Annotated in this window: 13 protein-coding genes; 12 read left to right on the top strand and 1 reads right to left on the bottom strand. The window is 55.6% G+C overall.

What is annotated here, in order from left to right; translation table 11 throughout:
• Positions 1-47 precede the first annotated feature (47 nt).
• Positions 48-557 carry a transcription/translation regulatory transformer protein RfaH gene (gene rfaH, locus NVB75_RS06210; protein WP_258346473.1) on the bottom strand — a complete coding sequence of 170 codons (510 nt, stop codon included), beginning with the start codon at positions 555-557 and terminating at the stop codon, positions 48-50.
• Positions 558-788: 231 nt separating this feature from the next.
• Here rfaH and NVB75_RS06205 point away from each other — a divergent pair, with 231 nt between their 5' ends.
• From NVB75_RS06205 to NVB75_RS06150, 12 genes are all read left to right on the top strand, one after another.
• Entirely contained in the window at positions 789-1,229 is a 441-nt protein-coding gene (locus tag NVB75_RS06205) for a low molecular weight protein-tyrosine-phosphatase (RefSeq protein WP_275713343.1), read from the top strand.
• Positions 1,230-1,274: 45 nt separating this feature from the next.
• Positions 1,275-3,503 carry a polysaccharide biosynthesis tyrosine autokinase gene (locus tag NVB75_RS06200; protein ID WP_258346471.1) on the top strand — a complete coding sequence of 743 codons (2,229 nt, stop codon included), beginning with the start codon at positions 1,275-1,277 and terminating at the stop codon, positions 3,501-3,503.
• 105 nt (positions 3,504-3,608) lie between these two features.
• Positions 3,609-4,880 (top strand): DUF6369 family protein, encoded by a 1,272-nt coding sequence (locus tag NVB75_RS06195; RefSeq protein ID WP_309149020.1) that lies wholly within the window; start codon positions 3,609-3,611, stop codon positions 4,878-4,880.
• On the top strand, positions 4,877-6,337 hold the full coding sequence (locus tag NVB75_RS06190; protein WP_275713341.1) for an oligosaccharide flippase family protein: 1,461 nt from the start codon (positions 4,877-4,879) through the stop codon (positions 6,335-6,337). Before NVB75_RS06195 ends, NVB75_RS06190 begins: the two co-directional genes overlap by 4 nt.
• Positions 6,334-7,485, top strand: coding sequence for a polysaccharide pyruvyl transferase family protein (locus tag NVB75_RS06185; RefSeq protein WP_258346468.1), 1,152 nt, complete (start codon positions 6,334-6,336; stop codon positions 7,483-7,485). The genes NVB75_RS06190 and NVB75_RS06185 overlap by 4 nt, the downstream gene beginning before the upstream one ends.
• Complete coding sequence (locus NVB75_RS06180) at positions 7,475-8,350, top strand: polysaccharide lyase (protein ID WP_258346467.1); 876 nt, start codon at positions 7,475-7,477, stop codon at positions 8,348-8,350. The genes NVB75_RS06185 and NVB75_RS06180 overlap by 11 nt, the downstream gene beginning before the upstream one ends.
• Complete coding sequence (locus tag NVB75_RS06175; RefSeq protein ID WP_219272014.1) at positions 8,351-8,893, top strand: DapH/DapD/GlmU-related protein; 543 nt, start codon at positions 8,351-8,353, stop codon at positions 8,891-8,893. It abuts the gene before it with no gap.
• A 53-nt stretch (positions 8,894-8,946) separates the two neighbouring features.
• A complete protein-coding gene (locus NVB75_RS06170; protein ID WP_309149019.1) occupies positions 8,947-9,909 on the top strand; it encodes a glycosyltransferase family 1 protein in 963 nt (320 codons plus the stop codon).
• Between the two features lie 35 nt (positions 9,910-9,944).
• Positions 9,945-10,400, top strand: coding sequence for a polysaccharide biosynthesis protein (locus NVB75_RS06165; protein WP_235616430.1), 456 nt, complete (start codon positions 9,945-9,947; stop codon positions 10,398-10,400).
• Positions 10,401-10,502: 102 nt separating this feature from the next.
• Positions 10,503-10,877 carry a glycosyltransferase gene (locus tag NVB75_RS06160; protein ID WP_258346465.1) on the top strand — a complete coding sequence of 125 codons (375 nt, stop codon included), beginning with the start codon at positions 10,503-10,505 and terminating at the stop codon, positions 10,875-10,877.
• 54 nt (positions 10,878-10,931) lie between these two features.
• A complete protein-coding gene (locus tag NVB75_RS06155) occupies positions 10,932-12,359 on the top strand; it encodes a mannose-1-phosphate guanylyltransferase/mannose-6-phosphate isomerase (protein WP_258346464.1) in 1,428 nt (475 codons plus the stop codon).
• A 12-nt stretch (positions 12,360-12,371) separates the two neighbouring features.
• Positions 12,372-13,715 carry a UDP-glucose/GDP-mannose dehydrogenase family protein gene (locus tag NVB75_RS06150; RefSeq protein WP_017475064.1) on the top strand — a complete coding sequence of 448 codons (1,344 nt, stop codon included), beginning with the start codon at positions 12,372-12,374 and terminating at the stop codon, positions 13,713-13,715.
• The last annotated feature ends 90 nt before the right edge of the window (positions 13,716-13,805 follow it).

Genomic DNA, 13,805 nt, shown 5'->3' with positions numbered 1-13,805 from the left:
GTCTGCTAGTAAGTTGGATGTTATTTTTCGTCTGATTAAGTAGGTTGTCAGCAAGTCAACTGGACTCGGCTGATTTCCGCTAATGGCAAATTGATTCGCTGTTCCCGTTGCAGGAAGTTCATCAGCAACACCACCCGTTCTTCTCCGTCCATGGCCAGGAAGACGGCCTCAAGTTCGGCAAACGGCCCTTCGTTGATGCGCACGCTTTCGCCCGGCTGCAACAGGGTTGCCACAACGCCCTGATGGTCTCGCTCCTGCAGCTCATCCACCAGCGCGTCGCTGATGGGCAGCGGATGTGCGCCGAATGCCACGACCCGCGACACCCCGCGAGTCGAGCGCAGGGAGCTCCAGCTGTCCTGCAGGCTCATTTGAATAAACAGATAACCGGGAAACAGCGATTCACGCGTGGTCCTGCGCTGGCCCTTCAACAGCCGTTCGCGTTTATAGGTAGAGCGAAAACAGGTATAGCCCTGGCGCTGAAGATGTTCCTCGGCGCGCTCGTCCTGCCGGGATTTGCACTGGACCAGGTACCAGGCTTTGTTGGCATTTGCGCTCATGGAACTTCCTCTGTCTATATATAACGAAACTCGGCGGTCATGTAATTTAAAGCCGGCGCACGCTGCAAAGTCATGAATGTTATAAATCGTCGGGCTAGTGCGAGTGTTGTTATTTTTCGTCTGGAGATAATGTTGGTGAAGTGGGGGTTCCATGGTAATAAATACTGCCGCGAAGTTGCGAAGTTGATGTGATGGCTTCGTGGGGTAATGGATGGCCCGGGGAATAGTGTCTTGTTTAAAAGAGTGTTGATTGTCTGTATTGGCAATATTTGTCGTAGTCCCACCGCGGAAAGCCTGTTGCGTGGCGCACTGAGTCGCTGCGATATCAAGGTCAGTTCTGCGGGCATTGCCGCGTTGGTCGGCAAGCCGATTGAAACCACCGCGCGTGCGGTACTCGAGGCCCATGGTCATCCAGTTATTGAGCACCAGGCCGTCCAGCTGGAGCCACAGGCGATCAGTGAAGCCGACCTGATCCTGGTGATGGAGCGACAGCACATCAATGCCGTACTCAGCATGGCGCCCGAGGCGCGAGGCAAGGTCTTGCTGCTGGGGAAGTGGCAAAACGAGCGAGAGATCAGCGACCCCTACCGGCAAGGGAAAGCTGCTTTTGTGCACGCTTATGCGTTGATCGAAGAAGCCGTAAACGCATGGGCGCAGCGTCTCGCACGCTGATCGCCATGACTTTTTGAATCGAAATAAAGGCTAAGAATCCGACTTATGCAGCAAGCGCCAGCAGTCACCGTACGGGAAGACGATAACGAGGAGATTGATCTCCTCGGTCTGTTTGGAACACTGATCGACCACAAATGGTTGATCGCCGCGGTTACCGGCGCCTTTATGCTCACAGGCGCCGCGTATGCGGTGTTGGCGACCCCGGTCTATCAGGCGAATGCCCTGCTGCAGGTCGAAGCGAAAAAGAACGACTTGCTGGGCTTTTCGGACATCGGCGGCATGCTCGGCAAGGAGTCGCCTTCGGCCACCGAGATCGAGTTGATCCAGTCGCGGTATGTGATTGGCAAAACCGTCGACAACCTGAAACTCGATATCGTCGTACAGCCGATGTACTTCCCGGTGGTCGGTGAGTTCCTCGCGCGCCGCTTCCAGAAGACTAACCCCGGTGCAATCGCCGAGCCCTTGCTGGGCCTGGACAGTTTCGCCTGGGGCGGCGAGTCGCTGAAGATTTTCAAGCTGGACCTGCCCGACGGGCAACTGGGCAAGAAACTGACCCTGACCGTAGGTGAACATGATCATTTCACCTTGGTGGATGAAGATGATCAGGTGTTGGCGGCTGGCCAAGTCGGGCAACTGATCGAGCAAAATGGCGTCGCGTTCCAGATTGAAGAACTGCGTGCCAAACCCGGCACGCGTTTCCGAGTGATCCGCAATGCGCGCCTGACCAGCATCCTCGACTACCAAGAGAACCTGGATGTGGTCGAGCGGGGGAAAGAGTCGGGCATGATCGGCCTGGCGCTGGAAAGCACCGACCCGGACCAGGCGATCAAAATCCTCAATCAGATCGCGGCCATCTACGTGCGGCAAAACGTCGAGCGCACCTCGGCTGAGGCGGCGCAAAGCCTGGCGTTCCTCAAGGAGCAACTGCCGGAGGTCAAGAAGGACCTGGAAAAAGCCGGCAAGGCCTTGAATGAATACCAGACCCGCAGCAAGTCGGTGGACATCACCCTGGAAACCAAGGCGATTCTCGACCAGATCGTGGGGCTCGATACCAGCATCTCCGAGCTGAAGTTGCAGCAGGCCGAGATGGACCGCAAGTTCACCCGCCAGCATCCCGCGTATCGCGCGTTGCTGACCCAGATTGGCGAGTTGACCAGCAAGCAGCAAAGCCTGGCGAGCCGGGTAGAAGGCCTGCCCTCGACCCAGCAGGAGCTGTTGAGCCTGACCCGGGATGTCGAGGTCGGCACGGCCATCTATACCCAACTGCTGAACAAGTCCCAGGAACTGGATGTGATGCGCGCGGGGACCGTGGGCAACGTGCGCCTGATCGACACCGCAGACGTCAATTACTTCAAGCCGATCAAGCCGAAAAAGATCCTGATTGTGCTGATCGCGACGCTGTTGGGCGGCTTCCTGGCGGTGGCGCTGGTGCTGCTGCGCAAGGCGCTGAATCGTGGCCTGGAAAGCCCGGAAGCCATCGAGCAACTCGGGTTGCCGGTGTATGCGTCGATTCCATACAGCCCGTTGCAAAAGGTTGAAGAAGACAAAATCACCCGCGGTCGTGGACGTACCAATGCAGAGTCGTCATTGCTGGCCATCAGTCACCCCACGGACCTGGCGGTGGAGGCCTTGCGCAGTTTGCGCACCAGCCTGCACTTCGCGATGCTCGAGGCGCCGAATAACCGCATCATGATCTCCGGGCCCAGCCCCGAGGTAGGCAAGACTTTCGTCTCGGTCAACCTGGCGGCGGTGATCGCGCAAACCGGGCAGCGCGTCTTGTTGATTGATGTGGATATGCGCCGTGGCTACCTGCACAAGGTGTTGGGTGTGCCGGCCAAGGATGGGCTTTCCGACATCCTCTCCAACCAATGCACCCTTGAGTCCGCCATTCACAAAACCGGCATTGAAAACCTCGACATCATCAGCCGCGGGCAGATACCGCCCAATCCTTCCGAGCTGTTGATGCATCGCAACCTGACCGAATTGTTGTCGCAAGTCAGCGAACGCTATGACCTGGTGATTCTGGATACGCCGCCGCTATTGGCCGTGACCGACGCGGCGATCGTGGGAAGGCAGTCGGGGACCAACCTGATCGTCACGCGCTATGGCCTGAACCCGGCAAAAGAGATCGAACACACCATTCGCCGGTTTGCCCAGAACGGCATCGTGCTCAGGGGCGCGATCTTCAACGGCGTTGAAAAGAAAGCCTCGGCCAAATATGGCTATGGCAACTACGGGTATTACCAGTACGAGTACCAGGCTGATCGGAGCTGAGTCACCACTGTAATTGCAGGATAGCGGTTACGTTCTCAGGAAATGAACGAAAAATCCTGGGGCGGTAGCGTGCCAAATTCAAATCAGCATAAAGAATACCCAGCCATGTTTTACCTGTTATCCCTTATCGCGCTGTCAGCGGGTTTGCTCGCGGCGAAAAATCCAAAATACTCAATGGTAGTGTTTGGGATAATGCTGGCTGTTATTCCCACGGGTAACTCCTACAGCGAAATAATCTCGCTCAAAGGCCTCTACTTCTTTGACTTTTACATCGTCGGTGGGCTGGGGGCACTGCTGGTCAGGCAGGTGGTTTCGCAGAGGAATCAACTGACAGCGCCAGGCGGTCTGTTGTTTGGCTGTGGCCTGTATCTGGTATTACTCGCGTGCGGTTTGCTGGAGTCTTCGAACAAGTACCTGTTGAAAGATGTCCGGCCTTTCATAATGATCCTGTCGTTTATCGTGCTCTCGAATATCGCGACCCTTGCCGCGAAAACCCTGAAGCTGCAAACAGTGCTGTTGCTATTGATCGCGATGACGGCATTTAACGTGCTGGATATCGCCTGGTTGCGGTTGGGCCTGTACAAATTTCAAGACGTTTACTATGAAGAAAACGCCTACCGGTATCTGGATGGCGGTACGTACGCCGCCGTGGCATACCTGATTTATTACTTCATAGACCCACGGCTGTTTGAACAGCGAAAAAAGCTCGCCAGAATTTGCCTGGCCACCTCATTCATCTGTCTGTTTATCGCCAATTCGCGCTTCATCTTTGTGTCGGTGTTTGCGGCGATCATCATTCACCAATACACAAAGCCGGCCCGCATGATCGGGGTCGCCCTGGCCGGGGCCGTTGTACTGATGGCGTTTATCGGCGTCAGCAACATGATCGGCGCTGACCGAATCAATGACGGTTTGTCGTCTGAAGGCATGGCCGCTCAACTGGGCACTCGTTTCAGCCCCGCGCTGGAACTGATCCGGGGCATGAACCCGCTGCACTACTTTGTCGGATTGGGCGCGGGAACGCCGTTCGAAATTCCGTGGTTTGAATACCGTGGCCTCGATGACAAGAACTCGAATATCGACAGTGCCTACTTAACGTACTTCGTTAAGTACGGGCTGATCGGCTTGTACCTGTTGTACGTGTTCATTACCTCGATTACCCAGCACATGAACAGCCGGGTGGCGGTCTCGATCGCTGTGTTTTTGGGCGTGATGTTCGTTGTGTCGGCCACGCCTTATCAGCCGTACGCCATCGGGATCGCTTATGGCGCCATCGTCCTGCGCGTTTGTGCGGAACACACGGCGAGGCAACGTAAAAAGCTGCTCAAGCCGGGCTTGCCGCTGATAACCATGCCCTTACAGGTGAAAGCCGGATGAACAGCACAGTGTTGAAAAAATTCGTCTCCAGTACGGCCTGGAGTTTCATCTCTGCCGTCGCCACCAAAGTCTCGGTGGTGATCACCGGCATCCTGGTGGCCCGGGTATTGGGCGCCCAATCCTTTGGTGAGTACGGGTTGATCCAAAGCGCGATTGTGATGCTGGCCAACGTCGCCGCCCAAGCCACCACCACGGCAACGGCCAAGCATATCGGGGAGTTCAAAGAGAGCAGCCCCGAGAAAACCGGCCGGGGCATCGCCCTGACGCTGACATTTTCGGTGTTTTTCAGCGCGATGATCATCGGGACAGCGCTGTTTTTCCCGCACTTCTTTTCCAGCGTTATCTTGGGCGCAGACAGCCTGAGCGCGGCGTCGCTGATTGTATTGAGCACCATCACCTTCATCATTCTGTCGGGGTGGACCCAAGGTTGCCTGACCGGGTGGGGGCAATACCGGTCGATTGCGACGATCAACGGAATCATCGCGATGGTCGCGATCCCGGCGACGTATTTCCTGACCATCCAGTTCCGGCTCAACGGCGCGCTGCTGGGGTTGGCCGGTTCCCAATTGCTGATCGTGTTTTTCAGCGCACTGGCCTGCTGGAAAATACTCAAGGCCCGGAACACCGCGCTGAGCTTCACAGGCGCAATGACTGAAAAGCATGCCGTGTTGTCGGTGGGCCTGCCGGTATTGCTGACGGGGTTGATGGTCGCCCCAATGAACTGGTTCGCCAACAAGCTGTTGGCAGAAACAACTAACGGTCTTGCCGCGCTAGGCATGTACGCCGCCGCCATGCAATGGAACGCGATCTTTTCACATGTTTCCGTGGTGTTGGGCTCTGTACTGGTGCCGATGCTGGCTGCAGCGCTGGGCGGTAAAAACCGCAAGCTGGACGCCTTGAACTTTCTGTCAGGCTGGTTAGTAGTATTAGTGATCATACAGCCGGTGATCATGTTTCCCGAGTTGCTGGCCAAACTCTATGGCAGCAGTTTCCTCGGGCGGGATTTTGAAGTCACGTTGGTGCTGGTAATCCTCGGGTCTTTACTCAGTGCATTCAAGTCCGGCATCTCAAGAAAGATGATCGTGATGAACCTGGCCTGGTTCAGCGTCATGAGCAACATTCTATGGGGCCTGCTGTTTATCGCCGGCGCGTTATGGCTCAGGGAGGAGGGCGCAATCGGGATTGCCAAGGCATTCATTGGTTCGCAGTTCATCCACTTCCTGCTGGGCCTGCCTTATTTTGTTTATAAGAAAATACTGCCTTTGGAACTGCTTATTTCTCCCAGGATCCTGATCCTGTGGACATTGCCTTTTATCAGTTTCATAGCCAGCGCCTACGTTGAAAGTGTCCTGTATCGATTGATGATTATGGCGACGATATTTATCTACATTCTCGCAACGACGTTTGCCTTGAATACCGTGTTTAATGACCCCGTGGAAAATGGAAGCCCAGCATGAATGTCAGTAAAGTTTATATCCGGGGTGCATACGGTCCGGGTAACTTGGGTGATGACGTATTAATGCTATGCGTGATCAATATTCTGAAAAAGCGCTTTAAAGAATCGGATATTGCGGTGGGTGTCGATCATCCGGAGATCGCCAGGAACTTCAACCCGCGCATCAAGTGGCTGCATATCAAGGAACCGGTCAAGGCTGACCTGGTGGTGTTGGGCGGCGGCGGCCAGTTCTTCTCGTTCATCCCGCCGGCCAAAGAAGTCACCGCCACCACCGGGCGATTGGCGAAGGTCTACAAGAGCATCAAGGCTCAAACCGACCTGAAGTCCACGCTGTTACGCCTGTATGTCGGGCTGCGTGGCGGTGTCGACAAGATCTATTTCCACCAGCGTCTGGCGGCGTTCTGTATCGGCCTGGGCCCGTTTGATGGCGGCGGCAAGTTGCTGACCCGCGCCGTCAGCGTGATCAATCGCTGTGACTACATTTCCGTGCGGGACGGTACCAGCCAGCAGCATTGCAATACCTTCGGAAAGAAAGACGTGGAGGTGTACACCGACCCAAGCCTGCTTTCCGACCTCTGGATCTCCAGCAAAGACCTGGAAATCGGCAGCCTCAAGAAGGGCAAGTACCTGTCCTTTATCCTGCGCGACTGGCCCCACGATGCGAACGGGCAACAGTTCATCAAGGCGATGGTTCAGGCCGCTGATGAATTGGCCAAGCGAGGCGAGCAGGTGCGCCTAGTCTCGCTCTACAAAGAGCGTGACCAGCACCTGATCGACAAGTACGACACCTTCGAGTGGTTGTGCTGGGACGCCGCCGGCGATACCCCTGAAACCTTCATGGCGAAACTCATCGTTGAGTCCGACGTGATCATCAGCGCACGGGCCCACGGCGTACTCCTGCCGGCTTCCCTGGGTTTCCCGACCATCGCCGTTGAGATCGAAAACAAGCTGAAAAAAGTCCATGAAATGCTCCCGCACGGCACGAAGCTGGTCAGCGTCCCGGACCCCGACGTGATCATCACGACCATCAGCGAATTCCGCCAATCGAAAGCGCAAATGGCCGAGCACCTCAAGCAGGAAATTGCCCAGCGATCTTCCCTTGCGCAAAAAGCGGTCGACGATTTTTTGAAATGGGTCGATGGAAAATAAAGTGGAGGGGGCAATCGACGTGAAAAAGACAGCCTCGACGCTACTCACTTTGGCGTTCTCTCTGCAGGTGGCCGCGAGCGGCGCATCAGAGGCCAGCGACCGCTGCGAGCAACGCATCAAAAACATCTATCCGTCACTTCCGGATGTGTCGCAGGTGCTCGACGGTACTCAGGCGCAGAACAGCATCAAGGGCCGCGCCAATTTAACCAACAAAACCTACAGCCAGAAAATCAAGGACATCGCCGTGCATTTTCCCGCCGGCTCGTACGACCCGGGCTCGATGGTTCGGCTCGGATTGCCCTACGGCGGAATCGAATTCAAATCCCCGCTCCCGCAACCGGGCAGGGAGTGCCTGGTGCTGACGTACGAGTTGAAGTTCGACCAGAATTTCAATTTTGTAAAAGGCGGCAAGCTCCCTGGCCTCTACGGCGGCACCGGCAATACCGGCGGGAAAATACCCAACGGGCATGACGGCTTTTCCACGCGCTATATCTGGAAAGAGAAGGGCGCCGGTGCGATCTATGCCTATTTGCCCACCAGTAAAACCTGGGGCACGGCAGTCGGCCTGGGTTCCTGGATCTTTACGGTCGGGCAGTGGCACAGGTTGGAGCAACTGGTGAAGTTGAATACACCGGGGCAGGCCGATGGCGTGATTTCCATCTGGTACGACAAAAAGCTGGTGCACTCCGAAACCGGACTGACGTTTAGAGACACCCCGGACATCACCATCGATGGCCTGCTGTTTTCCACGTTCTTCGGTGGGAATAACCCGTCGTTCGCCACGCCGGTCAGCACCAATATCCGCTTCAGGAATTTTGTGATGAGTTCCCAGCGCGTGACTGATGCATCAGGGCAGGGTGACTAAGTGAAGAACCTGAAACTGAATATCAAGAAGGCCGCTGTTGCGCTGTTTAATTCGCTGCTCAGCCTGGCGTTGTTTTTCAACCTGAGGCGTTCACTGCTCAGGCTGACCGGATGCCAGGTGGGCGCGAAAACTACGGTTCACCGCAAGGTGGTTTTTTTTACCTTCGGCAACTTCTCCATCGGGAAAAACTGCACAGTCAATTACGACTGCTACCTGGACAACCGGGCCGGGATTCAGATTGGGGATAACGTCAATATTTCCCACAACGCCAGGATTTATACCCTGGGTCACGATATTGATGACCCGATGAGTTGCCTGGTGGGCAAACCCGTAGTGATCGAAGACAACGCCTGGATCTTTCCCAATGTGATGGTGATGCCAGGCGTCACCATCGGAAAAGGCGCCGTGGTTTATCCAGGCAGTGTGGTCACGCGCAACGTTGAAGCGTACTCAATTGTGGGCGGCAACCCGGCCAAACATCTTCGCTTCAGGAATAAAAATATTCTGTACAGCGCCGACTTTCCGATTTGGTTTGCCGTGTAAGCATCTCACTGGCTCCACTTTTATTTATGCAGGATTCTGACGTGAAATCATTAATGATCGCATGGATTGGCTATCAACGACGCGCCGATACCATGAAGCAATATTGGGCCTATGACATTCTGCACTTGCCCAACCAGTTCAAGAAGAAATCGGCGCGTCCACTGGACTACTTGATCAAGTCGTTTAAAACCATCAAGACGCTGTTGGCCGGTTCTCCGGAAGTACTGTGGGTGCAGTTGCCGCCGAGTCCGGTATTGCATATAGCACTGGCCTACAAGTTTATATTCAACCGGCGCTTGAAGATTATCGCTGATGCCCACAACAGCTTGTTGCGCAAACAGTGGATAGGCTTTCCGGGCACTGTATCCCTGTTGAATAGAATCGACGCAGTGGTCGTGCATAACTTTAAAGTCAAAGAAGAACTGGCAGGCCTTGGCGTCAAGGAAACCAATATCTTTATCCTGGAAGACTTGCCCTGTGACTTCCCGGCGGCGCCCGCCACTGAGCGCGAGAGGCCCTATGTGCTGTTTCCGTGCTCTTTTGATATCGATGAGCCCATAGAGATCGTGATCAACGCCGCCCGGGAAATGCCGGATGTTGACTTCCTGATCACTGGCAAGCACCAGGGCAAGTTGTCCGAAGAACTCGTGGTGTCACTTCCCGCGAACATCAAGCTGACCGGTTTCCTCAGCAAAGCGACGTTCGAACAGTTGCTGTGCAACGCGAATGTGGTGCTCGGCCTGACCACCCGCGACAACGTGCAGTTGAGCGTGGCCAACGAAGCGGTCAGCGCCGGCAGGCCGATGGCGCTCTCGAATACCACGGTACTGCGCTCGCTGTTTTCCGAAGCCGCAGTGTTCGTAGACACCCTGAACCCGCTGTCGATAAAGGCCGGCGTCGCGCAGCTCATCGCCAATCAAGAAATCTATAAAGAGAAATCAGCCTTGCTCAAAGCCAAGCGAATAGCCCGCTGGAAAGGCCAGGCACAACAGTTAAGAACTGCCGCCACTATTTAATGATGTCTATTACACCTGACAGGAAGGGAACCGTCATGAGTCAATCAAGTGATGTTTTATTGATTTGTTCTGGAGGTGGGCACTGGGTGCAAATGAGCAAGTTGCTGCCGGCCTTCGACGGTCAGAAAGTTACCATCGCCACCGTGGATATCAGCATTGGCTCGCAGTATCCAGCCCATGCCTTTGCGCAAGTCCCGGACTTTAATCGCAGTGAGCCGATGAAGATCATCAAGGGCTTTTGCCAGATTTTTGCGATCGTCTACCGCAGCAAGGCCAGGTACGTGATCTCCACCGGCGCCGCTCCAGGTTTGCTGGGATTGGTCGCTGGAAAACTCATGGGGAAAAAGACCCTGTGGATTGACAGCATCGCCAACCCCAAGAAGCTCTCGTTGTCCGGCCGCATCGCTGTGTATTTTGTCGATGAGTTACTGACCCAGTGGCCCTCGCTTTCGCAAAACAGCCGCGCCCAATATAAAGGGAGGATTGTATAAATGATATTTTGCAGCGTTGGCACTCAAGCACCCTTTGAAAGAATGCTCGGCTACTTACATGAGTGGAGTCATGCAAACCCGCAGGTTCCGATTGTTGCCCAAGTGGGCAATAACGAAAATGACCTGGGCGGTATCACGGCGTACAAGACCATCGCCGAGCCGCTGTTTTCCAAGAACTTCAATGCATCCAAGGTGATCGTTTCCCATGCGGGCATGGGCAATATCATTCGCTCCCTTGAGTTGGGGAAACCCATCGTTATCGTCCCGCGCGACAGCCGACGGGGTGAACACATCAATAATCACCAGTACGACACCGCCGAGAACTTTTCAGATATTCCGTCGGTGTTTATCGCCCACGATAAAGACGGCTTCTTTTCGGCGATTGATTCGGCACTTAACTACAGCAGCTCGGAAAGTCCATTGGACTTTACCGAAAGAGACCGTTTGATCAGTTATGTGAAGTCATTCACCTCCTAAGTTTCGGCTGTTGGTCGACACGCCCCCATTACGTTTAATCATCGAGTAATCGCTATGATTCCAGTGATATTGTCTGGCGGCTCAGGCACGCGCCTGTGGCCGCTATCTAGAGCACTTAAGCCAAAGCAGTTTATAGCGCTGCACGGTGACTTGAGTTTGTTTCAAGCCACGTTGGACCGCATCAAGCACCTGTCGATAGAGGGCGAGAACGTCAGCCCACCGATCATTGTGTGCAACGAAGAACACCGTTTCATCGTGGCCGAGCAAAGTCGATCGCTGGACTTGATACCCCAGAAAATCCTTCTTGAACCCACGGCCCGGAATACCGCTCCGGCGATTGCCGCCGCGACGTTGTCAGCCCTGCAAGACGGCGATGATCCGATCCTGCTGGTGTTGGCGGCAGACCATGTGATCGGCGATACCGGCGCCTTTAATGCGGCCTTGACGCTGGCCACGGTGGAGGTCAACAAGGGCAAGATCGTCACGTTCGGCGTGGTGCCCACCAAGCCCGAGACCGGCTACGGCTACATTCGTACTCACACCGCTGCGCTCGACGGCGCCGCACATGTCGAGGCCTTTGTCGAAAAGCCCGATCTTGAGACCGCACAAAGCTACCTGGCCCAAGGCAACTACTTCTGGAACAGCGGCATGTTCATGTTCCGCGCTTCCGTGATGAAGGCTGAGCTGGAGCGCTTGAGCCCGGAGATCATGGTGGCCGCGGAACTGTCCCTCTCCAATGCGGCCTACGACCAGGATTTCACCCGGCTCAACCAGGTGGATTTCGTGAACGCGCCCAACGTGTCGATTGACTACGCGGTGATGGAAAAAACCGACATCGCGTCGGTGGTCATCCTCAACTCTCCATGGAGCGACCTGGGTGCCTGGGATTCCGTGTGGGAAGCGGGCCTCAAGGACCAGAACCAGAACTGCACCCAAGGCGATGTGCTGCTGCAAGACGTGACCAACAGTTATGTGCACGCCAGCCACCGCCTGGTCACCGTTGCCGGGATCAATGATGTGGTGGTGGTCGAGACCGCCGACGCGATCCTGGTGACCACCAAGGACCATGCGCAAGACGTCAAGAAAATCGTCACCCAGCTCACAAAAAACCACCGGATCGAGAGCGCCAGTCACCGCGAAGTCTATCGGCCGTGGGGCAAATATGACTCGGTGGACCAGGGCTATCGCTACCAGGTGAAGCGGATCACGGTTAAGCCGGGCCACAAGCTGTCGGTGCAGCTCCACCACCATCGGGCCGAGCACTGGATCGTGGTGTCCGGCACGGCGAATGTGCAGATCGCCGACAAGCAGGTGCTGCTCACCGAGAACCAATCCACCTACATCCCCATTGGCGTTGTGCACTCCCTGGAAAACCCGGGACGCATCCCGCTGGAGCTGATTGAAGTGCAGTCCGGCTCCTACCTGGGTGAAGACGACATCATCCGCTTTGAAGACCGCTATGGCCGCCTCGAGCTTGTTTAAAGGACTATTGAAATGAACGTAACTGTATTTGGAATCGGCTATGTGGGCCTGGTGCAAGCGGCGGTGCTGGCTGATGCGGGGCATGAAGTCTGCTGTGTCGACATTGACGCCACCAAAGTCGAGAACCTCAAGAGCGGGATCATTCCGATCTATGAGCCGGGGCTGAGTGCGCTGGTGCAGAAGAACCATGATGCCGGGCGCTTGCAGTTCACCACCGACGCGGCGCAAGGCGTGCGGCATGGTGAGGTGCAATTCATCGCCGTGGGCACGCCGCCGGATGACGATGGCAGCGCTGACATCAAGTACGTGCTCTCCGTTGCCGCGACCATCGCGCTCAACATGACCGAGCCGAAGATTATCGTGAACAAGTCCACGGTACCGGTGGGGACCGCGGATAAAGTCCAGGCGAAGGTGTCCGAGGTGTTGGCGTCCCGGGGGCTTGAGGTGGCGTTTCAGGTGATCTCGAATCCTGAGTTCCTGAAGGAAGGTTCGGCAGTCGCCGACTGCACTCGTCCCGACCGAATCATCATCGGCAGTGACAGCAGCTACGCCGTGGAGCGCATGCGGGAACTGTATGAACCGTTCAACCGCAACCACGAAAAAATCATCACGATGGACATCCGCAGTGCCGAGCTGACCAAGTACGCAGCCAACTGCCTGCTGGCCACCAAGATTTCCTTCATGAATGAAATGGCCAACTTCGCCGAACGATTGGGCGCAGACATTGAAGCCGTTCGTAAAGGCATTGGCTCTGACCCTCGGATCGGCTACGACTTTATCTACCCTGGCTGCGGTTATGGCGGCTCGTGCTTCCCGAAAGACGTACAGGCCCTGGAGCGCACCGCGTCGTCGATTGGCTATCAGGCAACGCTGTTGTCGGCCGTCGAGGAAGTCAACAAGCGCCAGAAGCAGCACCTGTTCGGGCATATCCACCATCACTTCGGTGGGCAACTGGAGGGCAAGACCTTTGCGATCTGGGGCCTGGCCTTCAAACCCAATACCGACGACATGCGCGAAGCTTCCAGCCGCGTGCTGATCGAACAATTGCGCAGCGTGGGCGCCAGGGTTCAAGCCTTCGACCCGGAAGCGATGGCCGAGACTCAGCGCATTTACGGCATGAACGAAGACTTGCTGCTCATGGGGACCAAAGAGGCCGCGCTGCAAGGTGCCGATGCCTTGGTGATTGTGACGGAGTGGCGTGAGTTCAAAGCCCCGGACCTGGACTTGATTAAAGAAAAACTGAGCACGCCTGTGATCTTTGATGGCCGCAATATATTCGATCCGCAGCGGATGAAAGCCAACGGTTTTGACTATTACGGTATTGGTCGCGGGTTATCAGTACGGCCAGTCGTTTAAACCTGACGATTATTAACATGGGTGGTTTGAGCTATCCACAAGTGAGATGATTTCGAGGAGGCTAAGTGCGTGATCCAACAGGATCTTTGT

Origin of the sequence: Pseudomonas sp. CBS (genome assembly GCF_024734645.1) — a bacterium.
GTDB lineage: Bacteria > Pseudomonadota > Gammaproteobacteria > Pseudomonadales > Pseudomonadaceae > Aquipseudomonas.
Note: the sequence above shows the minus strand (reverse complement) of the source record. Positions and strands in the feature narration are given on the sequence as shown.

Coding starts and splice junctions, on each gene's coding strand:
- rfaH (WP_258346473.1), bottom strand. CDS start 557: ATGAGCGCAAATGCCAACAAAGCCTGGTACCTGGTCCAGTGCAAATCC.
- NVB75_RS06200 (WP_258346471.1), top strand. CDS start 1,275: ATGCAGCAAGCGCCAGCAGTCACCGTACGGGAAGACGATAACGAGGAG.
- NVB75_RS06195 (WP_309149020.1), top strand. CDS start 3,609: ATGTTTTACCTGTTATCCCTTATCGCGCTGTCAGCGGGTTTGCTCGCG.
- NVB75_RS06190 (WP_275713341.1), top strand. CDS start 4,877: ATGAACAGCACAGTGTTGAAAAAATTCGTCTCCAGTACGGCCTGGAGT.
- NVB75_RS06185 (WP_258346468.1), top strand. CDS start 6,334: ATGAATGTCAGTAAAGTTTATATCCGGGGTGCATACGGTCCGGGTAAC.
- NVB75_RS06180 (WP_258346467.1), top strand. CDS start 7,475: ATGGAAAATAAAGTGGAGGGGGCAATCGACGTGAAAAAGACAGCCTCG.
- NVB75_RS06170 (WP_309149019.1), top strand. CDS start 8,947: ATGATCGCATGGATTGGCTATCAACGACGCGCCGATACCATGAAGCAA.
- NVB75_RS06165 (WP_235616430.1), top strand. CDS start 9,945: ATGAGTCAATCAAGTGATGTTTTATTGATTTGTTCTGGAGGTGGGCAC.
- NVB75_RS06155 (WP_258346464.1), top strand. CDS start 10,932: ATGATTCCAGTGATATTGTCTGGCGGCTCAGGCACGCGCCTGTGGCCG.
- NVB75_RS06150 (WP_017475064.1), top strand. CDS start 12,372: ATGAACGTAACTGTATTTGGAATCGGCTATGTGGGCCTGGTGCAAGCG.